The organism is Amphritea sp. (genome assembly GCF_050300915.1).
Taxonomy (GTDB): domain Bacteria; phylum Pseudomonadota; class Gammaproteobacteria; order Pseudomonadales; family Balneatricaceae; genus Amphritea.
Genome location: NZ_JBNKYN010000065.1, coordinates 1 through 24,661, shown reverse-complemented (window position 1 = coordinate 24,661; position 24,661 = coordinate 1). Strand labels below are relative to the sequence as shown.

23 protein-coding genes are annotated in these 24,661 nt (G+C 51.0%); 7 read left to right on the top strand and 16 right to left on the bottom strand.

Annotated features, from left to right (window positions below; translation table 11 throughout):
- The 5 genes from ACQY8X_RS15600 to ACQY8X_RS15580 form a co-directional block, all read right to left on the bottom strand.
- A partial coding sequence (locus ACQY8X_RS15600; RefSeq protein ID WP_428036069.1) for an NAD(P)H-dependent flavin oxidoreductase occupies window positions 1-216 on the bottom strand: 216 nt, incomplete at its 3' end.
- A gap of 2 nt (window positions 217-218) precedes the next feature.
- Window positions 219-851, bottom strand: coding sequence for a LysE family translocator (locus ACQY8X_RS15595; protein WP_428036070.1), 633 nt, complete (start codon window positions 849-851; stop codon window positions 219-221).
- 104 nt (window positions 852-955) lie between these two features.
- Window positions 956-1,858 carry a DMT family transporter gene (locus ACQY8X_RS15590; protein WP_428036068.1) on the bottom strand — a complete coding sequence of 301 codons (903 nt, stop codon included), beginning with the start codon at window positions 1,856-1,858 and terminating at the stop codon, window positions 956-958.
- Complete coding sequence (locus ACQY8X_RS15585; RefSeq protein WP_428036067.1) at window positions 1,855-2,607, bottom strand: ABC transporter permease; 753 nt, start codon at window positions 2,605-2,607, stop codon at window positions 1,855-1,857. Before ACQY8X_RS15585 ends, ACQY8X_RS15590 begins: the two co-directional genes overlap by 4 nt.
- 54 nt (window positions 2,608-2,661) lie before the next feature.
- Window positions 2,662-4,494: an ABC transporter ATP-binding protein gene (locus ACQY8X_RS15580; RefSeq protein WP_428036066.1), complete on the bottom strand. Its 1,833-nt coding sequence runs from the start codon at window positions 4,492-4,494 to the stop codon at window positions 2,662-2,664.
- A 384-nt stretch (window positions 4,495-4,878) separates the two neighbouring features.
- On the opposite strand from ACQY8X_RS15580, the gene ACQY8X_RS15575 reads away from it, so the two are divergent.
- Complete coding sequence (locus ACQY8X_RS15575) at window positions 4,879-8,046, top strand: EAL domain-containing protein (protein WP_428036065.1); 3,168 nt, start codon at window positions 4,879-4,881, stop codon at window positions 8,044-8,046.
- Window positions 8,047-8,064: 18 nt separating this feature from the next.
- On the opposite strand, the gene ACQY8X_RS15570 is transcribed toward ACQY8X_RS15575, so the two are convergent.
- The 3 genes from ACQY8X_RS15570 to ACQY8X_RS15560 all read right to left on the bottom strand — a co-directional run bounded on the left by ACQY8X_RS15570 (window position 8,065) and on the right by ACQY8X_RS15560 (window position 10,052).
- Window positions 8,065-8,874 carry an endonuclease gene (locus ACQY8X_RS15570; protein ID WP_428036064.1) on the bottom strand — a complete coding sequence of 270 codons (810 nt, stop codon included), beginning with the start codon at window positions 8,872-8,874 and terminating at the stop codon, window positions 8,065-8,067.
- Window positions 8,875-9,013: 139 nt separating this feature from the next.
- The gene (locus ACQY8X_RS15565) at window positions 9,014-9,487 is read right to left on the bottom strand and encodes a DUF2947 domain-containing protein (protein ID WP_428036063.1); all 474 of its coding nucleotides are present in this window, start codon (window positions 9,485-9,487) and stop codon (window positions 9,014-9,016) included.
- Window positions 9,488-9,581: 94 nt separating this feature from the next.
- Entirely contained in the window at window positions 9,582-10,052 is a 471-nt protein-coding gene (locus ACQY8X_RS15560) for an NlpC/P60 family protein (RefSeq protein ID WP_428036062.1), read from the bottom strand.
- A gap of 171 nt (window positions 10,053-10,223) precedes the next feature.
- On the opposite strand from ACQY8X_RS15560, the gene ACQY8X_RS15555 reads away from it, so the two are divergent.
- From ACQY8X_RS15555 to ACQY8X_RS15545, 3 genes are all read left to right on the top strand, one after another.
- Window positions 10,224-10,589 carry an STAS/SEC14 domain-containing protein gene (locus ACQY8X_RS15555; protein WP_428036061.1) on the top strand — a complete coding sequence of 122 codons (366 nt, stop codon included), beginning with the start codon at window positions 10,224-10,226 and terminating at the stop codon, window positions 10,587-10,589.
- Between the two features lie 179 nt (window positions 10,590-10,768).
- Complete coding sequence (locus tag ACQY8X_RS15550; protein WP_428036060.1) at window positions 10,769-13,522, top strand: cation-transporting P-type ATPase; 2,754 nt, start codon at window positions 10,769-10,771, stop codon at window positions 13,520-13,522.
- A gap of 96 nt (window positions 13,523-13,618) precedes the next feature.
- Window positions 13,619-13,936: a hypothetical protein gene (locus tag ACQY8X_RS15545; RefSeq protein ID WP_428036059.1), complete on the top strand. Its 318-nt coding sequence runs from the start codon at window positions 13,619-13,621 to the stop codon at window positions 13,934-13,936.
- A 110-nt stretch (window positions 13,937-14,046) separates the two neighbouring features.
- Here the strand turns inward: ACQY8X_RS15545 and ACQY8X_RS15540 are convergent, their stop codons facing one another.
- The 7 genes from ACQY8X_RS15540 to glaH form a co-directional block, all read right to left on the bottom strand.
- Window positions 14,047-15,390 (bottom strand): type II toxin-antitoxin system HipA family toxin, encoded by a 1,344-nt coding sequence (locus ACQY8X_RS15540; RefSeq protein WP_428036058.1) that lies wholly within the window; start codon window positions 15,388-15,390, stop codon window positions 14,047-14,049.
- Entirely contained in the window at window positions 15,384-15,713 is a 330-nt protein-coding gene (locus ACQY8X_RS15535; protein ID WP_428036057.1) for a helix-turn-helix transcriptional regulator, read from the bottom strand. Before ACQY8X_RS15535 ends, ACQY8X_RS15540 begins: the two co-directional genes overlap by 7 nt.
- Window positions 15,714-15,878: 165 nt before the next feature.
- The gene (locus ACQY8X_RS15530; protein WP_428036056.1) at window positions 15,879-16,526 is read right to left on the bottom strand and encodes a class I SAM-dependent methyltransferase; all 648 of its coding nucleotides are present in this window, start codon (window positions 16,524-16,526) and stop codon (window positions 15,879-15,881) included.
- A gap of 196 nt (window positions 16,527-16,722) precedes the next feature.
- Window positions 16,723-17,166 carry a hypothetical protein gene (locus ACQY8X_RS15525; RefSeq protein ID WP_428036055.1) on the bottom strand — a complete coding sequence of 148 codons (444 nt, stop codon included), beginning with the start codon at window positions 17,164-17,166 and terminating at the stop codon, window positions 16,723-16,725.
- Window positions 17,167-17,264: 98 nt separating this feature from the next.
- On the bottom strand, window positions 17,265-17,960 hold the full coding sequence (locus ACQY8X_RS15520) for a hypothetical protein (protein ID WP_428036054.1): 696 nt from the start codon (window positions 17,958-17,960) through the stop codon (window positions 17,265-17,267).
- A gap of 184 nt (window positions 17,961-18,144) precedes the next feature.
- Window positions 18,145-19,353 (bottom strand): L-2-hydroxyglutarate oxidase, encoded by a 1,209-nt coding sequence (lhgO, locus tag ACQY8X_RS15515; RefSeq protein ID WP_428036053.1) that lies wholly within the window; start codon window positions 19,351-19,353, stop codon window positions 18,145-18,147.
- A gap of 94 nt (window positions 19,354-19,447) precedes the next feature.
- Window positions 19,448-20,398 (bottom strand): glutarate dioxygenase GlaH, encoded by a 951-nt coding sequence (gene glaH / locus ACQY8X_RS15510; protein WP_428036052.1) that lies wholly within the window; start codon window positions 20,396-20,398, stop codon window positions 19,448-19,450.
- A gap of 322 nt (window positions 20,399-20,720) precedes the next feature.
- Between glaH and csiR the strand changes: the two genes are divergently transcribed.
- Window positions 20,721-21,416: a DNA-binding transcriptional regulator CsiR gene (gene csiR, locus ACQY8X_RS15505; protein WP_428036051.1), complete on the top strand. Its 696-nt coding sequence runs from the start codon at window positions 20,721-20,723 to the stop codon at window positions 21,414-21,416.
- 26 nt (window positions 21,417-21,442) lie between these two features.
- Here the strand turns inward: csiR and ACQY8X_RS15500 are convergent, their stop codons facing one another.
- Entirely contained in the window at window positions 21,443-22,012 is a 570-nt protein-coding gene (locus tag ACQY8X_RS15500) for an NnrU family protein (protein ID WP_428036050.1), read from the bottom strand.
- Between the two features lie 334 nt (window positions 22,013-22,346).
- Between ACQY8X_RS15500 and ACQY8X_RS15495 the strand changes: the two genes are divergently transcribed.
- Together ACQY8X_RS15495 and ACQY8X_RS15490 are read left to right on the top strand one after the other, a co-directional pair.
- Window positions 22,347-23,648: a PhoX family protein gene (locus ACQY8X_RS15495; RefSeq protein WP_428036049.1), complete on the top strand. Its 1,302-nt coding sequence runs from the start codon at window positions 22,347-22,349 to the stop codon at window positions 23,646-23,648.
- Window positions 23,627-24,241, top strand: coding sequence for a PhoX family protein (locus ACQY8X_RS15490; protein ID WP_428036048.1), 615 nt, complete (start codon window positions 23,627-23,629; stop codon window positions 24,239-24,241). Before ACQY8X_RS15495 ends, ACQY8X_RS15490 begins: the two co-directional genes overlap by 22 nt.
- Window positions 24,242-24,661: the final 420 nt, after the last annotated feature.

Sequence of the window (24,661 nt, the reverse complement as noted above, 5' to 3'; positions counted from 1 at the left end):
GGTATGAGCGAAAAAGTTCAGGTTGACCGGTTTATCGGTGGCCGCGCGAATCGTGTCCAGTTCGCTTCTGAGCTGCTCCGGGCTTAACATCGCACAGGGCAGCGACCCCAGACCGCCAGCGTTACTCACCGCAATCGCCAACGCAGCATCCTGAGCACCAGCCATGGGTGCCTGAATCAATGGCAATTCAATGCCAAAGAGTTGTGTTATATCCATACTTAATCCTCCGTTAACGCCAGCCGCGCACCCAGATAGATCAGCACCGCGCCGCTGACCCCATTAAAGCCAACACTCACGGCCTGGCTCTGCAACCAGTTGCGGGCACTGTTGACCGCCAACGCCAGGCTGCATTGCCACAACATAGCGATAATAAAATGTATCCCCGCCAGCCACAGGGACTGTGTCAGCGCCGCCCCTTGCGGGTCTATAAACTGGGGCAGAAAAGCCATATAAAACAGCGCGGTTTTCGGGTTAAGTGCGTTGGAAAGAAACCCCTCCCGTAATGACCGTCCAATCACAAACGCCCTTTCACCAGAGTCCGGCAAGCGAAAAATACTGCCCCCGCTCACAATCCCCCGCAGACTACTCAACCCCAGCCAGATCAGATAACCAGCACCGATCAGTTTGAGAACATGAAACGCATTAGCCGATTGCAACAGGATCACCGAGATCCCCAGCGCTGATACCGTGGCATGCAGAAACAGCCCGCAACAGATGCCAGTACTGGTGGCAAAACCATCTCTCCAGCCACCGCGGGCGCTGTTACGGATGGTCACCATCGTATCGACCCCCGGCGTCAGGGTTAACAGGGTAATGGCGATGAGAAACGTGATAAACAGATGGCTATCCATCATCAATTGAAACTCCGGTTACTATTCACCGATTTATAATATTCGCAGAGCCACACCTGCGACCTGTCTGAACAAGTTATTTGTAGAAAATTTAACGCGGTCTCTCAAAGGAGTTTAGCCCGCCACTGCAGCAGATAGTATCGCCCAGCCACCACCAGCAGGATTCCCCCTAACACCAGTAGCGCGGCAATCAGCAGTCGAATACTAATAACCTCATGGGTAAACACCACACCACCCGCTGCGGCTATAACAGGAACCAACAGCTGCAACACCGCTGCCTGTACCGCAGACAACCCACTCAGAGCGCGATACCAGATGGCATACCCCAGGCCTGAAGCAACCGCGCCAGAGACTATCGCTAATAACACGCCATCCACGGTGAGCACTGCGTTACCCAGAACGAGCGTAACGATCAGTGTCAGAATAACCAGCGGCAGGGTTCTGAAAAAATTAACCTGAGTATCAGCCAGCGGGTTCACCGATCCGCGCCCGATCAGGGTATAGATACCCCATGCAATACCGGCACTGGTCATCAGGATAAATCCCCAGAGAGATGGAGTATTGAGCACTGGGAGAAGAAGGTAAACAAAGCCGCTGAACGCCAGCACCAGACCCAGCCACTCAACCCACAACAGCCGTGTACCGCGAAACAGGCTAAGCATAATCATGGTGAGCTGCACCGCGCCAAACAGTATCAGCGCTCCGGTACCGGTATCCAGACTGATATAGGCATAGGAAAACCCCAGCGCATAGATAAACAGCATCAGTGCGGCAGACCAGCTCCCCCGACCGGTGTTCTGCTTGTCCACTGCCGTTTTGTGCCCGCCGGTGAGATACCAGAGCAATGACAGCGAAACAATCCCGGATAACAAGCGAATAACCGTAAAGCTGCCTGCATCGATACTCTGCTCACCCAATGCCAGCCGACACAGTATAGAGTTGCCAGCAAAGGCCAGCAGTGCAAACGCTGTGAAAACGAAGGTGGACAGTAGAGGTCTCTGACTCATGGCTGGTTCTCCGCCAGATGATTGTTGTTATTGTCAGTATCATCGTCAGTCGGCCCGGAGGGCTGCATACGCCCGAGCTGCCAGAGCATCAATGCAGCACCACAACCACCGCTTCCCAATACCATGGTCATTATCATGATCTGGTAACGAACCGCGATCAATGGCGATACCCCGGAGAGAATCTGTCCGGTCATCATCCCCGGCAACGACACCAGCCCCACCGCCAGCAGACCGTTAATCTGGGGAATCATCGCCGCTTTGAACGCCGTCAAACGGGCCTTCGGCTCCGCTTTCCCCTCTTCCAGTTCAGAGTTATAACGTTCGGTGGCAAGACTGATAGCGTTCATAGTATTGGCAAAATACATCCCTGCCAACGGGATGATCACCCGCGGCTCATACCAGGTTTCAACGCCTATCACTAACACCAGAGAGATAAACAGGTGTAATCCGGCGGAGCAGCTTAACGCAATCAGCGTGGGTTTCAGATAGTTGCGCTGATGATTCACCGGGCGCAGCGCAATCCAGCTGGCGATACAGATCATCAGTATCAGAACCGTCACGGTAATCCATGGGGAGGGGTTATCAAACAGCGCCACCAGCACATACCCGACCCCGATCAGCTGCAGCGTCATCCGCGCAGCAGAGAGAAGTATTTCCGAGGCATTACCTGACCAGCGGGTATAGACGACCGAAATAAGCACCACCGGCAGAGCGCACCAGGCGAGCGACCACCACGAGATCACATGCATCAGGACTCTCCTATTGTCTTGTTGTCGTTAGCAGCGATTGTTAAACCCGCCCTATTAAACATCCATACCGATAAAGCCACCCGACTGATGCGCCCAGAGCTGGGCATAAATCCCCTCTTTTGCCACCAACTCATAATGGTTGCCCTGCTCGACGATACGCCCCTGATCCAGCACGATAAGCCGGTCCATCGCCGCGATCGTCGACAACCGGTGGGCAATCGCGATTACGGTTTTGCCCTGCATCAGGTTGGACAGGCCGCGCTGAATATCGGCTTCTACTTCAGAGTCCAGTGCCGAGGTCGCTTCATCGAGAATCAGAATCGGCGCATCCTTGAGAATCACCCGGGCAATAGCAATTCGCTGGCGCTGCCCCCCGGAAAGCTTAACACCCCGTTCGCCAACCTGCGCGTCATAACCACAGCGCCCCTGAGGATCGCTTAAACCCAGGATAAACTCGTGGGCCTCTGCCCGTCGGGCGGCCGCAATCATCTGTTCATCGGAGGCATCCGGATGACCATAAAGAATATTCTCGCGCACGCTTCGGTGCAGCAGAGAGGTATCCTGAGTCACCATACCGATCTGATGCCGCAGGCTGTCCTGCTGCACCTGGCTGATATCCTGTCCATCGATCAGAATCTGGCCGTCTGCCAGATCATGAAAACGCAATAACAGATTAACCAGCGTCGATTTACCCGCACCGGAGCGCCCTACCAAACCAACTTTCTCACCGGGTCTGATATCCAGGTTCAGATGTTCGATCACCCCTTCCGTTTTATCATAGTGAAACGACACGTTATCAAAGCAGATCGCTCCGGCATTCACCACCAGTGGCTTCGCATCATGCTGATCGGTGACATCAAGGGGCTGTGACAGAGTGTTCATACCATCATTCACCGTACCAATATTCTCAAACAGCATACTCACTTCCCACATAATCCACTGGGACATACCGTTGAGACGCAATGCCAGACTGATAGCAATAGCAATCGCGCCCACCGTCACCAGACTGAAGCTCCACAAATAGATGGCTACCGCGCTGGTGACAAACAGCAGCAGGTAGTTAAGGCACTGCACTGTGACATTCAGCCCCGTTGCCAACCTCATCTGCCGGTAAACGGTGTCCAGAAAACCATCCATACTTTCACGGGCATAATCCGATTCGCGCTGACTGTGAGAGAACAGTTTCACCGTCGAGATATTGGTATAACTATCGACAATCCGCCCGGTCATCGACGAGCGGGCATCCGCCTGTACCGCTGAAATGTTCTTCAGACGCGGCACAAAAAACCACATCAACAGGCAATAACCCACCAGCCATCCCAGCAATGGCAGCATCAGGCGAATATCAGACTGCGCCACCAATACCAGCATCGACAAAAAATAGACCGCGATATAAACCAGTACATCCAGCAGTTTCATCACCGCCTCACGCACGGCCAGGGAGGTTTGCATCACCTTAGTGGCAATTCGTCCGGCGAAATCATTCTGGTAAAACGACAGACTCTGGCGCAACAGATAACGGTGCGCCAGCCAGCGTATCGACATCGGGAAGTTGCCCAGCAACACCTGGTGAACAATCAGCGAGTGCAGTGCAACCAGCAACGGCAATCCCAGCAACAGCAGAATCCCCACCCCTATCAGGGCTCCACCCTCCTCCTGCCAAAAGGTATCTGGCTGTTTGTTGCTCAGCCAGTCAACCAGTTGTCCCAGAAAACCAAACAGGGAGACCTCAAGCATCGCCAGCAGAGCAGAACACAGCGTCATCAACAGCAGCGGCCACTCCATGCCCCGCATATAGTAACGGCAGAAAGCATACAAACCCGACGGTGGCTGGCGGGGTTCAGGGTCGGGATATGGGTTAGTCAGGCGCTCAAAAAATCGAAACATTTACAGATACCGAAAGCCACGGACTGGCTGATTATAAAAGTCAAAAATGATACCTGAAAGCGGACGGGTTAAATATGCCTGCGGCTATTCAGGCAAAGAATTATCAGTGCCCGACAGACTCCGGGAGGTCAGTGACCATTGTTCATATCGGCGCTGGCAACTGGGCATTCTGCACAACAGCAGCAATCACCATTTTGACGACTTTGGCGTTTAAATTTGAACTGAGTAAGCTAAGCTGGAGTCATTAGTGAATATTTAATTTCAAACCTTCAACCGCCTGCGTGCATCAACGAAGTCTTAGATGAGCGATAACGGCACCCTTCGGTTACGCCGGGCTATTAAGTTGTGCTGTTAGCCTAACCGACAATAAATGGATATGCATGAATGGTTTTTAACCGTTTTGTACCGACATCTCTGCATAACCGGGTTTTAATACTGACACTGGCAGGTTTCCTTTTATCTGCGGGTGCAATCATGTTGCTGATCTTCAAATACCTGCAGGAGGATTCGACCAGGCTGCTGGTTGAACAGCAGCAGACCATGGTAGATATGGTGGTTCGGCAGATGGACTCTGCGCTGCAAAAGCGGGTGAATTATCTTGAATCGTTCACGGACTCATTACACTCCCGATACCGGCTGCATCCGAATGAAAAGATACAGGACATACTGAAGCGAGATACCCAGCTCCACGCCCTGTTCAACGGTGGCGTCGTGGTGCTGAACCGGGAAGGCATCTCTCTGGTGGACTATCCCACAGTGCCAAACCGTATCGGTGTGGATTATTCAGACCGTAAACACCTGGAACAAGCCCGGCAGAGAAAATCCAGCGTTATCACGGTACCGCTACTTGGCAGGGGACTGAAAAGCCCGTTATTTGCGATTGACACTCCCATCCTTTCGGCGTCCGGCCGCATTCTCGGCTATATCTTTGGCGTCAATCTGCTGGCTCAGGATAACTTGCTGAAAGAGATCTCCCAGCAGACATTCGCGGATGGTGGCCGGGTGATGATTATCGACCCGAATCTGGGTATCTATGTGACCGACACCCTAAAAGGGGTCCCCCTTGAAAGTTATCAGAAAGAGAAACACTGTGACTGCATTGAACGGGTACAAGCTGGGGAGTTATCAGGGATCACCCGCGATATCGATGGCAACCGGATCATCTTCGCCTCTGCCCAATTAGACAAAATGGGCTGGGTGGTCATCCGCACGTATTCGTTGCACAAAGCGATGACCACCATCAATATGCTCACCGAAAAGATCATTGTCGTGATCCTGGTTATCTGCATTCTGATGGCAGGCTTAATCACCTATCTGCTAAAGAAGTTACTGGCCCCCCTGCGCAATGCCTCACGGGATATCCGCAAAATGGCAGACGGCCAACTTAGCGAGCAGGTTCTGGCGGTGAATAGTAACGATGAGGTGGGCCAGCTGATTAATGCCTTTAACCAGTTACACCGTAACCATAAGCGTTATGAACTGGCACTGAGAGAATCAGAAGAACGCTACCGCCTGACAATGGAGGCCACCCAGACCGGCCTATGGAGCTGGGATCTGACCAACGACACGATCCACTGGGACAGTCAGTGTTATAAGATGCTGGGGTATAAGGATCAGGCGTTTCACCTCAACCGGCAGCTATTCCGCAAACTGATGCACCCGGAAGATCAGGTACGTTTTTACGTCAACTTCCTGCCCCGCTTGCTCGATAACCATACTGCCGAAATACAGTTCAGGCTGCTCACCAGCGACAACGCCTGGCTCTGGATAAAAAGCCGCGGCAAACCGATACGGTTTGGCAAGAACAGCCACCCGCTGTGCATCGCCGGAACCCATATGAATTTTGAACAGCAGCGACAAACCGAACAGCTGCGCCTGGCTGCCGCGGCATTTGAAAGCAATGACGCAATCATGATCGTTGATGCCAATAATAACATTATCAAGGTCAATAACGCCTTCACCCAGATTACCGGCTATCAGGCAGAAGAGGCGATTGGTCACCCGCCAACACTGCTTCGATCCGGAGTGCATAAAAGTTCATTCTACGAAGATATGCTGGGTAATCTGAGCGATACAGGTAAGTGGCAGGGGGAGATCTGGAACCGGCATAAAGATGGCTCCATCTATATCGCCTGGCTGAATATCAATACCATCTTTAACGATGACAACACGGTCTATCAACGCATCGCCACTTTTTCAGATATCACTGAGAAAAAGCAAACCGAAGAACTGATATGGACCCAGGCGAACTTTGACCCGCTGACAAACCTGCCCAACCGGCGGATGTTTATGGATCGTCTGACTCAGGAAATTCGCCTGGCGGCCCGTTCAAAATCCTCACTGGCACTGCTGTTTCTTGACCTTGATCGCTTTAAAGAGATCAACGATACCCTCGGCCATAATGTCGGCGATCAGCTGCTGGTTGAGGTTGCTGAACGCTTTAAAAGTCTGGTGCGCAGCAGTGACACCGTCTCACGACTGGGAGGCGATGAGTTCACCATCATTCTGCCGCAGATAGAGAGTAGCTCGCAGGTCGAGCAGGTCGGGGAAAAGATCCTCTCTCTGCTACAGCAGCCATTTGAGCTGGAAAATCAGCAGCGTTATATCTCAGCCAGTATTGGCGCAACCCTCTACCCTCAGGATGGCGAAAATGCCGAACAACTGATTAAGAACGCCGATCAGGCGATGTATGCGGCTAAAGCGGCAGGCCGCAGTAAACTGCACTTTTTCACGGAGGGTATGCAAACCCTGTCACTGAAACGCAACAACCTGATTAAAGCGTTACGCCGTGCGATCAGCAAACAGCAGTTTCAACTCTACTACCAACCGGTTATCAGCCTGGAAACTATGTCGGTGGTCAAAGCAGAAGCGCTGATCCGCTGGAACCATCCGGATGAAGGGTTAATGTTTCCTCATCAGTTTATTGAGGCGGCAGAACAGAGTGGCATCATTGATGATCTGGGTGAGTGGATGTTCCGTGAAGCATTACAGCAGGCCAGGCAGTGGCGCAAACAGCTCAATCCTGAGATCCAGATCTGTATCAATGCCTCCGCAGCCCATTTTAATAGCAATACGGACAACCCAGCCCAGCAGCGCTGGCTGCAGTTAGCCCGGGAATCCGACATCCAGAACTCGGAACTGAGTATCGAGATCAGCGAAGGGCTGCTGATGGAGTCCTCGGCGGAAACCCAGCAGAAAATTGTCCAGTTACGGGATGCCAATATTCAGATAGGGCTGGATGACTTCGGTACCAGTTTCTCATCCCTCGCCCATCTGAGCCGGATGGATATTGATTATCTGAAGATTGACCGCACCTTTGTCCGCAACCTGCATTCAGATTCAGATGATCTGCTGCTGTGTAACGCCATCATCGTTATGGCGCATACTCTGGGACTGCAAGTGATCGCTGAAGGAATTGAAACCCTGGAACAGCAAAACCTGATGCATCAGGCAAGCTGCGATTATGCTCAGGGATTTTTCTACGCCAGCGCAATGACCGCTAAACAGTTTGCCAGCTGGCACAAAAAATTCAGGCAGCAGCCTCGCAGCTAAATAACCGGTCACACCCGGTTAAAGTTGCCCCAGTTTTGTCAGCAGCCGCTTAACCAGCGAGTCGTTAGCAACCTCATCGGCATTGCCAGCTTTATTGTCAGATGACTTAACCCTCTTCGTTTCAAGTGCCATATCAGTCTGATCATCTGCAGGCCGAACATAGGCATTACTATTGCCCTGCAACGCCGTGATCATCTGATTACGCTGCAACTCCCAGCTATCTACCGGGTCCTGAGCATTCCAGGCGGTAAACAGTTTTTCCTGCTTGGAGCTGATCTTCAGGCCATACTGATCACGCATATAGAAATAGGTACGGGCGATATCCCCCTGGCGGTTCTGCGGCGGCTCAACTTTACGACCTTTAAAGTCAACCTCCATATCACACCGGCCATAGACCCGTGGCTCGCCTTCCAGTTGGGCGAAACTGAAGTTTGAACGATCGCCGTTCACCTCACCTATCGCGGGCACCAGATTATGCAGGTCCGCTTCCATTCGATTAAATTTTGGATCATTTTTACAGGCTTTACGCCCCCCCTCCTGCCAGCACTGCAGCTGATGGCCAAACGCCCAGGCGGGCACCACATGCTCCCACTCTATTCGCGCGGCCCGGTTAGCATTTTTACGCGGAGTATAGCCGCAGCTCTCCCAGTCGGGCACCAGTTTTTTCCCTTCATTATGATAGTCACAACCACAATAGAAGCTAACGGGATTTGCCTGATACATCTCAGCAAGAATACGCTTAGATTTACTGAACGAAGGCGGCGAGTCTGCAACCGCGACAGCTGGCAGCAGTATGATCAACAAAGCAACAAGAGGACGACGAAACATAGGATTTCCTTAAAGATAACAGCAGGAATCCATCCCTGGCACTCACTATCCCTGGCGAGGTTTTAAAAATGAAGTTAACGGTGATTAGAAGGTGAATCCTGGCCGGGCTTAAAGGTCAGAATTAACCAGTCAGACAGGTCTATTTACGATTACCAATACGATAGTTGCCGGTCTGATGAAACTGGGCAACCTGCTTGCGCTTGCGACCAATCAATAACGGACCATCATCAAAGAAGAGAAAGTTTTTCCAGTTGCGGCAAAACACATCCCAGCGAGTTTCAATCACATGCTCGCTGTTGTAACAAAACCAGACAACGGTCTGATCATCCCATTGCAGGTGTTCCGCCAGCAATGCAGGCAGTGCGGGATCTTCAGATTCCCAGACCTGCTGCCAGTTATCAGTTTGCAGCCAGGTCTGGTTTTTATTAGCCCAGTCGTCTGCGCCAAACAACCCCGGGTGATTACAATGCTTGCTAATCTGCTGCGACCAAACCTGCTCTGCCCGTGCTTCGGTGAGTGGTTTAATCTGCGCCAGATCCGCTTCACTCACTGGCAGGTCTTTATGCCTGAAAATCCAGGCTTTTTTATATTGCTCAATCGACTGATAACTCATTACAACCCGATACTGTCAAATTCAATAAAGTGCCGCGACACTATACCAGAATGCCGGCCAGCAACAATCGCTAAGCATTCGCAGCATCTCAACATTAATCGGTCAAACGGCGGGCCTGCCAGAAGTGTTCCACCCAATAGGGATTATTTAGCGATGATATCACCACCCCCTGACTGGTCGAGGCATGCAGAAACTCACCGTTACCGAGATAGATTCCCACATGTCGGAGCTTGGTTCGGGAGCGATAAAACAGAAGATCCCCAGGCTGCACGTGGCGAATATCAACCTGTCGTCCCACCTGCGACTGCGCACGGGTTGTCCGGGGAAGGTCGATGCCCAGCTGCTGCCGCACCGTCAGCTGCGTAAAGGCAGAGCAATCCACGCCGTGCTTATCCATGCCCCCTAAGCGATAAGGTACGCCCTGCCATTCATGATACTGCTGCAGCAGTCGCGCCCGCACCCCGGAGTGTTCAGCTACCGGGGTAAGCGAATCTGCTGGCTGGTAGGATGGCGTACCACAGCCACCTAGACTCAGCAGTAAAATCAGGGCAACAACTCTCGTCATAAAAGATCTCTTATTAAACCGTCTCGTTAGAAGCACTCTGGTTATAAATAGCGGTCCCATGTCGCTAACCTGTATCCACCTCACTATATCGGCTGATTTGATTCTTTTTTGACACTGGCATCAACGCCGATACACTACACACCAACCTCTGCGAGATGAAAGGAAACAGCGATGCTTTATATTCTGCCGGAAACAGCCGGAGATATCATGGTGTTACAGGCCAGCGAAAAACTCACAACCGCCGACTATCAGGAGACCTTTCTCCCCTTACTGGAAGAGAAAGTCGCGGCCCATGGCCGGATTCGCTGTCTGATCTATCTCGACCATGCGTTTACAGGCTGGGAGGTCGGCGCAATGTGGGAAGATGCCAAACTGGGTATCCATCACCGCAGTGACTTTATCCGCCTGGCGGTCGTCGGTGGTGCTGCCTGGCTCGACTGGGCGGTCAAAATCGGCGAAGCCTTTATCGACGGGGAAACGCAACACTTCACGGAGAGTCAGTTTCTGCAAGCGCTTCACTGGATTGATGCGGGCTGAACGCAGTACTCCCCTTCACCACATTACGTTTTTAAGCAGAGAAACCTTCATCTTATGACCCCGGTCAGCGTTTATTCCGCTAATCTCTTACCGGGGCTATCTGTTGACCAACAGCATGCCGCACCTGCAGCATTATTAGCTATTCTTATACTGTATTTTCAACCATCGGGACGAAAATTATGGATAGCTTATCAGGCGGTTCTACAGACAGTTGCTCCATCGGGGGTGCCGGCAGCTCTCCGGATCAAGAAAAACCCCAGTGGCATACCTGTAATTCGGCACAGATAGAGCAGCTGTTAGAAACCTCCCCTCAGGGGCTGAGCGCTGCACAGGTTCGCGAGCGTCAGCAAAAATATGGTAGCAACCGGCTGCCAGCCCCACCCCGCAGGAGCCAGCTTAAACGTCTGCTGGCACAGTTCAACAATGTTCTCATCTATGTGCTGATGGTGGCCGCAGTGGTTACCGCGGCGTTAGGTCATCAGGTGGACTCCGGTGTTATCACTGCGGTTGTGCTGATTAATGCTCTGGTGGGATTTTTTCAGGAGGGAAAGGCGGAAAAAGCGATCGATGCGGTGCGTAATATGCTGTCACAACAAGCGGTTGTTATTCGTGACGGACATCGGCAACAGGTGGCTGCCGAAGAACTGGTTCCTGGGGACATTGTCTTTATCCAGTCCGGCGACCGGGTGCCCGCAGATCTGCACCTGCATAAGCTCAAAGAACTGAATATCGATGAAGCGCTATTGACAGGAGAGTCTGTTCCGGTGACTAAGCAGACGGAACCGGTCGCCCCTGAGGCTGATCTCGGCGACCGAACTAATCTTGCGTTCTCCGGCACACTGGTCAGCTTCGGTCAGGGCACAGGTACCGTGATTGCCATCGGATCTGATACCGAGATCGGCCGGATCAGTACACTCCTGACCGAGGTCAGCACGCTGACTACACCACTGACACGTCAGTTAGACAGCTTTGCCCGCTGGCTGACCGGCTCGATCCTGCTGATCGCAATGGCCACGTTGATGTTCGGCTATTGGGTAAGAGACTATGCCCTGGGCGATATGTTCCTTGCGGCGGTGGGACTTGCGGTGGCTGCCATTCCGGAAGGGTTGCCCGCGATCATCACTATCGCCCTGGCGATCGGCGTGCAGCGCATGGCCAAACGTCACGCAATTATCCGCCGTCTGCCCGCAGTCGAAACCCTCGGGTCAGTCTCTGTTATCTGCTCAGATAAAACCGGCACCCTGACCCGCAACGAGATGACAGTGACCACAGTGGTGATGGCACGCTGCAGTGCAGATATTAGCGGCATAGGTTACAACCCCCACGGCACCTTCACCTGCCATCACCAGGACCTGAATCTGCATAACCTGACAGAACTGCAACTACTCTGCCGCGCCAGCGTACTCTGTAATGAAGCCAGACTGATACAGAAAGAGGGAGAGTGGCTGATCGAAGGTGACCCGACCGAGGGAGCACTGCTGGTACTGGGCGCTAAATCCGGTATTGATCTGCACGAGTTACTGCTGGAGATGCCCCGGGATGACCTGATTCCGTTTGAGTCTGAGCACCGCCTGATGGCCACTCTGCACCATGACCATCAAGGCACTGGAGCGGTCTATATCAAAGGGGCGATAGAAGCGATTCTGCCCCGCTGCCAATGGCAACTTGAGGGGGATAACACCACACCGGTGGATCTGCCGTTCTGGACCAATCAGCAGGAGCTGATCGCCAGTCAGGGACAACGCACCCTTGCGCTGGCTATGCTGGATCTGCCGGAGGAACACCGGACACTGCACTTCAGCGATATTAGCAACAACCTGACCCTTCTGGGGGTGGTCGGTATTATTGACCCGCCAAGGGATGAGGCAATTGAGGCGGTCACCAGATGTCATCAGGCCGGTATCAAAGTCAAAATGATTACCGGCGACCACGTCATTACCGCCACCGCAATCGCAATGCAGATGGGCATCACCCAGTCACCCCGCGCCCTGACCGGTCATCAGATAGAGCAGATGAGCGATAACCAGTTAGAGCAGTATGTTGAACAGACTGACGTGTTTGCCCGGGCCAGCCCGGAACATAAGCTGCGCATTGTTAAGTGCCTGCAGACCAGAGGATATGTCGTCGCGATGACCGGAGATGGCGTCAATGATGCCCCCTCGCTGAAACGTGCAGATGTCGGCACATCCATGGGACTTAAGGGAACAGAGGCCGCCAAAGAGGCATCAGAGATGGTGCTGGCTGATGATAATTTTGCCTCTATCACCTATGCCATCGAAGAGGGACGGACGGTATTCGATAACATTAGCAAATCGATTCTGTTTATTTTGCCAACCAACGGCGGTGAAGCGCTGACAGTACTGGCAGCCATTGCACTGGGCACCCAGCTGGCAGTGACACCCGCGCAGATTCTTTGGGTAAATATGATCACCGCTGTCACCCTGGCGCTGGCGCTGACATTTGAGCCAACAGAACCGGGGGTGATGCAGCGTCCACCGCGCAACACCCACAAACCGATACTCTCCCCCTTTATGATCTGGCGAATTGCATTTGTCTCATTATTAATGGTTGCGGGAACCTTTGGCCTGTTTCTCTGGGAGCGCAGTAACGGCACCGACATAGATACCGCCAGAACGATTGCGGTGAACACGCTGGTCGTACTGGAAGTGTTTTACCTGCTGAACTCACGCTTTCTCAGTCGCTCAGTCTTGAACAGGGATGGACTTCTTGGAAACCGCTATGCACTGTATGCGATCGCCCTGGTGATGCTGTTTCAGCTGCTGTTTACCTATCTGCCCATCATGCAGCTGTTCTTTCACACTACACCGATTGATGCCGCCGCCTGGGGGAAAATTCTGTTGGTAGGACTGTTACTGTTTATGGCCGTTGAGCTGGAGAAAAAGCTGATTCACAGATCAGATAACGATAAATAGTTAACTTATGGACTCAAAATGGGGATCTCTTTTGCTATTGCAGTACGAAATAAGGCATAATTGATCGTTTATTATACACATCCGGGGAAATTAACGATGATAAAGCGCCAGACCAAATCAGAACTGCGCAAGCAATTACAGCTGCAAACCCAGGCTTTCCTTAAACAGGGTGGTCAGGTTGCTGAAGTCGCTACCGGTGCTACAGGTCTGATTAATGGCTCTTATCGCAATGCGGGCTTTATTCTCAACCCTCAACGGCAGGAGCGCACCCCGCTGAACGGCGTACTGGCTCAGATTGATGCCCGCAAAGCCGAGCGTACTCAACGGGCAGTCGCGGCGCAAAAGAGTACCCGTCAGCGTAAGAAAGTGATCTATGACGATTTCGGTGAGCCCCTGCGTATTGTGTTTGAGTAATCCCCGAAAGTTCGCGTTTTCTTCCCCCCTGTTTTCGCTTCTCCCTGGTTATCAGATCCGGGAAGCGAGCGATCTGTATGACAGCATCATCGTTACCGATATCCCAGGCGTTACAGCGTTAACCTGAGATTCGTTTCAATCTCATCAACCAACCCCGCCGGTACAGCATGTTCCGTTGCCAGCTTGCGCCAGTTTGATACCTGTTCAACGGTTTCATCAATAATCTGATCAATCTTCTGCCGCGAAAACAATGGACTGAGCTTTTCCAGAGAATAGAGGTCAGCCCGGGTAAAGCCATCCCGTTTACCATTCAGCGACATCCAGTGACTGTTCACCCAGGGGCTGCCGGGTTTGTAGCTATACGCCAGGTCATATGCGGGAGCCAACTGCCACCGGGGTGGCGACAACGGCTGCGAGGGATCCTCAGGCTGCAGCATAAAGGCAAAGTTTTTAGCATGATCATCATGGTTGCGGGCAACAATATTAAACACCATCCGCCGCATTAGCTGAGCGGCATCACTGGCGGACAGTCTCAGCTGTCGTGCAACCCCAAATAACTCGGCATAAGAGAACGACCCCGGTTTTTTATAATCCACATGGGCAATACCGTTGAGTGTCTGTACATGTATCTTGTTATCCCCCTGACGATCAAATCGCTGAGTAATGAAGTGCCGCCGGTTGCCCTCGTTGAGTAACTGACAGGGCATCATCCGGATGCCGCAGGCCCCCGCCATCAGGGAATAGACAAACTCCATCGCCCCATAACCCAGCGGGTCGCCGAAGGTCTCCCGGTTCCGGTGATGCTCACTGACGCCATCAAACTTCATCAGGTAGTGAGTAAACCCCTCTGGCACCCCGGTCTGCCCGGAGCGGACCTGAGTAAAATCCTCATTAAACGCCAGCACCGCTTTTGGCCGGGCACCGCCAGCACTCATCCCCACAGAGAGCAGCGCAAGCATCGCTTCGCGATTTTCCTGCCCCTCCCGGGAAAGCTCTACCGAAAAATCAGAGTGATTGTCGAGAATCTCCTGAGCGATCGCCACCAGCGACTCGATCTCTACCTGTTGCGATGCATTGAGTTTTTTCAGCCGGGTGGCCGGGGCATATTCGAGCGCACCGATCCCCCGCGTACCAGTAAACTGCAAGCGCTGCAGCGGCGTAATATCACCAGGCAGCTTACCCTGACTGGACACCCAGGCATTGAGCACCGCATTACCAAAATCATCCGGCAGCGAATCGGCGATCAGTCCGGGCAGCCCTTTAAATGTTGCATATTCCAGCTCGGGAAAACTATAGATACGCGGGGACAGCGGCATTTTAATAGGAGACAGCTCGATACCGCTTTGAATAAACCTGGGGCTATACTCAAACGCCCCTACCCCGGTGTCAGTATCAAAACTCACTGCACCAGCCTCCTGGTCATGATAGAGAACCCTGACGACCTGCATCACCATTCAGAGTCCCCCTCAGGTTTAACGCTGGTGCTACCCGATGCCCGCTGCCGTTTTTTGCCCTGCAACCGCGCCAGCTGCACCGGCGAGATCGTTTGTTCAGGCAGAAAACGGTTTAAATGGTCACTCAACCCCAGAACCTGCATAATGGCGATCAGTGTTTCCAGCTGTACCTTTCCCTTCTCTGCCCCCATCACCATTTTGCGGGAAACGCCAGACAACTCAGACACCTGTGTCTGAGTCATATCGGCATTCAGCCGAGCTTGTTTTAACCGCTCTCCCAGAATAACAGCGACCGCTGCAGGAGAACCTTCTCTAAGATCCATAATATCCCCACATCATCACTTAAGTTGAGATAATCCCCGTTAAAGTAAGATTTGAGAACATTATAGACCAATCATATCGATATACAACAAAGTAACAAATATCGCACCTTAATTGCAAAAAATCACAATAAAGACCCAATAATGTAACTTTATGAAGTCATTATTCTATCGAGAATAACTGAGGATCACACCCTTGAATGGCGCGATCAAAAAGCCAGGTTGTTGTGGCCGTTCAGCCAGCAGACTGAAGCCTGCTTCAGCCATCGCCCGGCTGAAACGAGCATGCCGTCCCCTACCGGGGTCAACCAGAATAACCTGTCCCTGAGGTTTGCTGTGCTGACAGATAAAGTCTGCCAACTGTTGCACATGCTCATCTTCATAGAGCAGGTCACTGCCGATAATCAGATCAAACTCACCTAAACCGGTAATAGGGTCAGCCCAGCCGGTACGCACAAAGGGCACCCGGGGATCATCATTAAGATCGGTATTACGCTGCATAAAACCTTCTGCCTGGGGATGATAATCCGTAGCGGTAATATCAGCCTCAAGATGGTTTAACAGGATACTGGTGAGACCGATACCGCAACCGACCTCCAGAATACGCTTATCTTTAAAGTCGGTCTGAAACAGGTGATGAGCCAACACCTGTCCTGATGGCCAGACAATACCGAACAAAGGCCAGCTGGCTGAAGAGATACCCAGCGCGGCAGCCTGGCCATCCTTATCTTCAAACTCCTGATTACTGCGCAGGCTGCGCAGATGAATATCAACTTTATCAAACTCGTGGGTATCGTAACGAACGCGGACTGCCATACTGTTTCCTGACGGATTAAGTGGATAGCAGATGGCTTGATGGAAGATGGGCGGATAACAAGGTATATGCTTTTAGCCGCCAGATTACAGCAGATAGAGGGAAATAGCGAATCAACTAAAAGATTAAACGCCATCTATGACACGTCTTATTAAGATATAGAAAGATAAAATCAATAATTTCATCTTCTGTACTTCATCATTTATATTTTAGATTCCGGGGTAGCTCCACAACAAACAATGGACTGGTAACAGACATTGTTAACACATTCCATTTGTCAGTAACTCTCTCTAAAGTAGCTTCAATAGTTGCATTCGACTCAGCAAAATCACAGTAAAGAATAACAGAGGCTCTGGTTGGACGGCCAAAATGTATACTTACCTTATTTTCATCCTTTTCTGAACACCCCTCGAACTTTCCAAGAGAAGACAACGCACGTTTGTTATCAAGATTATAAACAGATAAAGAGTCCTCATCGGTAAAACTGGCTAAAACCGAACTCATTAAAAGCACAATCTCGTCCTCGTAAGTATCAGATCGGTGATTGAAAAATATAATGGCCGAACCGACACACAGAATTATCACTAAAAGCATGGTGCTCATGCCAATCAGCCACGCTCTGATATTACCTGTAACAGCCATATAAATAACCTATTCCATTTTCACGTTATAACGAAAAACGACTCAGCGATTATCTGGAACACTGACTAATTTGATAATGATCTGACTTTGTTGCTGCGTTAATCATCTCTGGAAGTGAACCCACTGAATTTTTTACTGTTAGCCAACTTATTCGCTGTTTTCTCCAGACATGAATTCAAAGTTGCCCGCAGACCGGAGGTATACCTCTCCGAAGCAAACGGATTCTCTGGGTTTAACTCAGCATAGTAATTTTGTGCCTTATAGTGCCTGATACTAGTTTTTTGCCCCTGCGTGATCAATTTTATGGTACATAAAAAATAGGGGTCTCCATTCTTATATGATGTGGACTCTCCTGCTCTGATTGCTTCACCCAGCACAGCTCCTAGTGCACCGCCTACTACAGACTCTACACCCAGAGCATAATCCGGATCTCCCAATTTCCGGCTGCTTACCAGAACTGTCTCAGGTTCTACGTGGTGAAGTGTAAAAGTGCTGAGGGTGATAGCCTGAGGCGTCTCTGTTTTAAGGTGAGCATTAAGATAGTTTTCAAGAAGTTGCCGTCTGTCAAAGTTCAACTGTTCATCACCTAAACGATAGCCTTTAAAATAGTCTGATACATAACCGGACTGGCGTTCCGAGTTGTCCCTGTTATCAATAACTCTGATCAGACTGGGCTCTGTTACATACTCAGACGTGCCGAGGGTAATATTCTGAGTGGGTTTAATCTGTAAAGATGCGGTAGTACAACCGGCAATAGTTAAAAAAGGCAGGAGAAAGAAAAGCTTCTTTTTCATCTATCAGTTCCCTGAAAAACAGTCCATTTATCCACTGAAACATCCTTAACCAGAAAAAGATGATCAGAATCCAGATCGCAGTGTATAAAAATAATATCGGATATTATACCGCCAACCTATATATAAAACGCACCGGGGCATTACCTTCCCCAATGCGTTTAATAATTAAATGATGCAACGCTATTTAGCCCTGCTGCTCTGCCACCTTGTCACAGATATAAGCGCCAATCGGGATTGCCGATGTGGCTGCTGGTGAGGGTGCATTACAGACATGCAGCGACCTTGGGCTTTCGGCAAACAGGAAGTCATGCACCAGTGAGCCATCATTCATCACCGCCTGAGCACGGATACCCGCTGGATAGGGTTGCAGATCTTCCACTTTCAGTTGCGGACAGTACTTCTGCACCAGTTTCAGATAACCCGGCTTCCACAGGGAGTTCTTGGTTTCCACAATACCGGTACCGATATGGGCTTTGAGCACCCGCCAGAACCCCGGAAAGGTCACCATATCCCAGATATCCCGCAAGCTGATATTGATCTTGCCGTAGCCTTCACGCTTCCAGCCCTGCACGGCGTTTGGCCCCACAGTTACAGAACCATCGATCATCCGGGTCAGGTGGACGCCCAGAAAGGGCAGATCGGGATCGGGAATCGGATAGATCAGGTGGTTAACAAGGGTGTTGTATTTTTCCGGCAACTTGTAATATTCACCCCGGAACGGGATGATCTGAAAATCAGTTTTGATGCCCAGCATCTTTGTTGTCCGGTCCGCCATCAGACCGGAACAGGTGATCAGAAACTTACCTTTGAAACTCACCGACTGACCATTGTGAAGTGCCTCTACAGTGACCTCATCGGCAGATTCCGACAGACCGGTCACTTTATGATTCAGACGGGCATCTCCCCCCATCGCCACAAAGCGCTCCGCCATCTTAGTGGTCACCTGCTGATAGTTAACGATCGCAGTATCTTTCACCAGGATAGCCCCAACACCGACAATATTGGGCTCCCGCTGTTTCAGTTGTCCGGCATCCAGCAGCTCAACATCAATACCGTTGTCGATACAACGGTTATACAACGCCTGCATCCGCTCTGCTTCAAGATCATTCGTGGCAACCAGCAGTTTACCGCACTGATTATAAGCGACACCGTTCTCATCACAGAACTGCATCGTTGCAGCCACACCCGCTTTGCAGAACTGCGCTTTCAGACTGCCTGGCGCGTAATAGACACCCGCGTGGATAACCCCACTGTTATGGCCCGTCTGATGCTTAGAATAAACCGACTCCTTTTCCAACAGCAGAATGTTAGCGTCAGGAAAGCGCTGCTGAAGTTGCCAGCCGGTAGACATACCGACGATACCGCCACCTATAATGATGTAATCGTATGTCATGCATTTCACCCGTAAAGATAGAATCAGTTAAATACGCTTTAAAACAGACGGCGGAGCCGACCAATCGACTCCGCCGTAGTATATCTGTGAGCCGTTACCGGGTGAAGTGACCACGCTGACGCAGCAGCTCACGACTCAACTGAGGATGGGCAACGAACTTGTCACGACCGTGCAGCCAGCAATGGTTCTGAATCACCAGCATCGTTCCGACCGGCAGGCGAACCCGGAAGAAATTCTCGTCCTCCTCCAGAGACTTACCCATCTCATAGAGATAAAGACCCTCGGTCATATTCTGAGGCTCAGCAAACTGATCGATAAACAGCATATGCGGTTTACCGTTTTTATCCTCTTCAAAAAACACAGCGTGCTCAACCTTTGTCTCGACATTTTTAGACTTCGGCGCCCCCCAGACAATGTTTTTCTTTGCCAGCGGATGCCGATAGAACTTATCCAGATCAGCCCAGTCATCGACATGCAGCAGCAGAGAATCGCCCCCCTCCATATGTGCCTCACCCAACTTCTGCATCAGTACGTAATCGGTACGCTCATTCACATAGGTACCATCGTTGTGCAGCTCCATCCGGCGGTGAGCCTGACGCAAATAGCTATCAGAGTTGTCATCGTTAAGCACGGTGAAACGGGCATAGTACTTACCATACATCGCATCATGGTTCGGCAGACCGACAAGATGAGAGACCGCTGTCGACAGTTTGATATCAAACTCCGTGCGTAACTCCCCTGCAGCAATATCTGGCTGGCCCTCATACTGCAGCAGGAAAGCACCGGTATTGCGATCCTGCATGGTTGCATTGAGAAACTTACCCAGAGTGTAACCAGTAATGGCATCCAGCTTATCAGCCACCGCATAGCGCAGGAACGGTTTGTATTCCAGCGCCTGTACCGGCCACTGTGCTATCGACGCATCGAACGCTGCAATAGTCTCTGCGGTCAGAGTGACAACCTGCAGCCGTTTATTTGCCGCATAAAGGGCAACGGAAAACCCCAGGGGTTGAGCTGTTTCAACTTCACGCAACAAAGCAGTCATCTTTATCTCTCCAAAAGTGTATTCGTATCGTTTACCAAAGGCGCAGCAGCTCCAGGTAAGACGTGGTCAATTTGTTGTTTTTGTGGCCGATCGTTTCATTTCAGGAACAACAGTGAGGATTTTATAAAGCATATGTTGATCTGGGTCACTGCCAACATCGACGCATTGCAATAATGTCGACATTTTTAATAAACGTCAACAATATTTTTTAGTGTTTGTCTTAACTAATTAATGTCGATAAATTAAACTGACTCAGAAAAAGTGACTTATTAGCCTTAATAAATCCTTTAAAAACAAAAACCAGACCTCTCAAACCATGATAATGACCAAACCAGCAAACGATGCCAGGGGCGATAATTCTGCCCTGAAAGTGGTAGGTGATCTGAAACAGGATATTCTTACAGGCTATTTCAAGCCGGGTGAAAAGCTTAAAATGACCCGTCTGAAAGAGCGCTATCAGATCGGCGTCAGCCCGTTGCGGGAGGCTCTGTCCCAGCTACTGATCGAACAACTGGTGGTGGTTGAAAACCAGCGGGGCTTTAAAGTCCACCCGGTGTCGCGGGAAGAGATGCGCGATATCTATGCAACCCGGGCTGAAATTGAAGCCCTCTGTATCGGGCTGGCACTCGAGCGCGGCGATGACGAGTGGGAAGCGGGAATCCTGGCGGCGGCTCACACCATGCATAAGTTCGGTGATATGGTCGATAAAGACCCGCAGGAGTGGGAACGACGCCATCAGGCGTTTCATACTGCGATTGCCCAGGGGTGTCACTCACCGACCCTGCTACAGGTACGCCGTTCCTTATATGAAAAAGCATCCCGTTACCGCAATCTCTGGCTGAAAGAAAATATGGCTAACAGTGACGTTTTTGATGCTAATCAGAAAGAGCATCAACAGCTGATTGATGCGCTGTTGACGGGTGATGGAGACAAGGCCCGGGAACTAATCAGACAGCACCTGCTCAGCCCCAGCCGCGCCCTGGAGCAAACAGCGGGGCTGGAGGAGCTGGCAGGCTGAATTTATCTCATCAGAGTGCCGCGCTATCAACCAAAAGGCGCGACGCCGATTAACCACTTATGGCCCCAGACAACCGTAACACCATAAAGAGCAAGCCCCGCAACAATCAGAATAACATCGTTATAAGCAGACGCCGGAGCACCCGGCAGCGGCCGCTGTTGGCGTCGTTTCATTGAGATACGGTCAACCACCGCCCAGGTGAGAAAACTACCAAACAGCACCAGATCCCCCAGTGTTCCGTTAACCAGCAGATGGGACAGCGCCCAGAGTTTTACCGCAATCAGTTGCGGATGCACGGTGACCCGCTTAATCCGCCCGGGAAAGTAAGGTGCCAGAAATAGTATAAATACCGGTAACAGCAACAACGCTGACAGATGACGCATCCACCCCGGCGTGACATAGACAATATAGGGGTCAAGCCGGTATGCCGCATAACCTCTGGCGATCAGCCACAGCCCCAGAAGGGAGATAACCGCATATAGTAGTTTCCAACCCACTTCACTGGCGGCTACGGCCCGGTTACGCAGTGGCATCGCCACAATGGCAACACTGTGAATTCCGAGAAAAAGTATCAATCCCAACACTAAAACCAGCATAGATTAGTTCCTTAAGTTAGCTTTTTAAGTACGTTCATTAAGTAAGCGTTGTTAAACAATAGTTCCTTAAAATCTGGCTATCTTAAACCAGCCGCTTCAACAAACGGCATCCATAGCGTCATCTATTCTCACTTAACGCTACGTTTTTGGATAGGCAGTAGCAAAACACAGAGACGTGATCTATAACTAGCTTTTATAGTAAAAAGCGCTTCGAAAGCGATGCCGATGTCGTGTCACCACTCTGTCACATTAAAGTCATCCGGCAGACATAAACACAGTCTAGTCTTCTCTGCAGAAAATAGTTCCACTCACTGCCGTTTTTAGGAATATACGCATGAACAAAGATCTTCTGCAGGCTGATTCAGCGATGCACTCTGAACTAGACTCCGATTTCAGCAAAATCATCGATGCTGGCCTGAGCCGTCGCCGCTTTTTGCAGGGTGGTGCCACTGCTATGGGACTGTTTCTGGCTGCGAACCCGCTTGCCGAAGCGATTGCGGCAACCAGTAACCCTCAAAGCAAGCTGCTGGGCTTTACCAAAGTACCAGCCAGCACCGCTGATACCTTCGTGGTGCCTGAAGGTTATGTTGCCAAACCGTTGATATCCTGGGGCGACCCAATCCTGAAAGGCGCGCCAGCATTTGACGAAAGCGGCACTCAGCCTGCCAGCGCTCAAGCGGGCCAGTTTGGTGATAACACCGACGGCATGACCTTCTTCCCACTGTCTGACGATCACGGCCTCCTGGCAGTCAACAACGAATATACCAACTACCCTCTGCTGTTCGATCATAGAGGCGAAGCGATGACCGCCGATGACGTGAAAAAAGCGCAGGCGGCAGTCGGTGTCTCAATCTTCGAAATTAAGCGTAGCGCTGATGGCTGGAAATACAGCAAAGAGTCTGAATACAACCGCCGTATCACTGCCAATACAGAAATGATGCTAACCGGACCTGCAGCGGGTGATAATCTGCTGAAAACCAGCGTTGATGCCAGCGGCAAGAAAGTGCTGGGAACATTTAACAACTGTGCCAACGGTGAAACGCCATGGGGCACCTACCTGACCTGTGAAGAGAACTTTAACGGATTCTTCGCCAAACCAGAGGGAGAGCAAACCTCTCACGAAAAGCGTTATGGTTTGAAGAAAGACAGTGAATACCAGTGGTTCAAATTTGATGATCGTTTTAATATCGATAAAGAGCCAAACGAACCAAACCGTCACGGCTGGGTCGTCGAGATCGACCCGATGGACCCAACCTCTACCCCTCTGAAGCGTACCGCTCTGGGTCGTTTCAAGCATGAAAATGCGGCGGTGATCGTTGCCGACAACGGCCACGTTGTGGTCTATCTGGGCGACGATGAACGCGGCGAGCACATCTACAAATTCGTATCCAAGCACACCTTCAACGCTGCCGATAAAGCCGCTAACCGTAACCTGCTGGAAGAAGGCACACTCTACGTTGCCCGTTTCAACGCTGAACCCGGTGAGGTGAAGGGCTCCGGCGAGTGGATCGAACTGACTTATGGTAAAAATGGTCTGACTAAAGAGAATGGTTTCAACAGCCAGGCTGAAGTCCGATCTCCCGTGAAGCCGCGACGGTTGTTGGTGCCACCACCATGGATCGTCCGGAGTGGGTAGCGGTAAATCATAAAACCAAGACCGTTTGCTGCACCCTGACCAACAATAAGTACCGTGGCAAGAAAGACAATCAGCCGGTTGGCGGCCCTAATCCACGGGCCAACAACAAATACGGTCAGATTGTTCGCTGGAACGAAACGAATGGCGATAACAGCGCCACCACCTTCAAGTGGGATCTGTTCCTGGTCGCCGGTAACCCGACAGTACACCAGGACTTCTATGCAGGCTCTGCCAACATCAATGACGAGAATATGTTCAACAGCCCCGATGGGCTCGGCTTTGATAACGATGGACGTCTGTGGATTCTGACTGACGGAAAATATTCCAACGAAGGTGACTTCGCAGGTATGGGTAACAATCAGATGCTCTGTGCTGATCCGCAAACCGGAGAGGTACGTCGCTTTGCCACCGGCCCGATCGCCTGTGAGATCACGGGTCTGACATTCTCACCGGACCAGCGCACAGTGTTTGTAGGCGTACAACACCCAGGTGAAGATGATAAACCATCCCACTTCCCTGCGGGCGGTAACAGCAAGCCTCGTTCAACCATTATGGCGATTCAGAGGACTGATGGCGGCATAATTGGCGCCTGATTCTGAATAATCATTAAAGCCCCGTCAGGGGCTTTTTTATGCCCGCTGCACAGCTGATATTAATCACTGTTTTCATCGATAAACCTCTGATAGTATCCAGCCAATCCCAGAAAACTCCGAATATCACCGACACTCGTAGGCGCATTCCAACTCAATACATCTTGAATCTTGCTTGGATCCACAGATATTACTCCCTTCGAGATGATATGACCTAAGAAGGAAACTTTCTTCAACCAAAACTCACACTTGCTCAACATGGCATACAACCTATGATTTCAAAGCATCTACAAAAATAAAAGGAGAAGTTCCTCACATTCTTCCTCACTCCTTTAGTATGCCAATATATCATCGACGAACACCACGAGAAACTTTTCTAGATATTCCATGAAAACCTTGTTCATCAGATTCATAAAGTAGGCT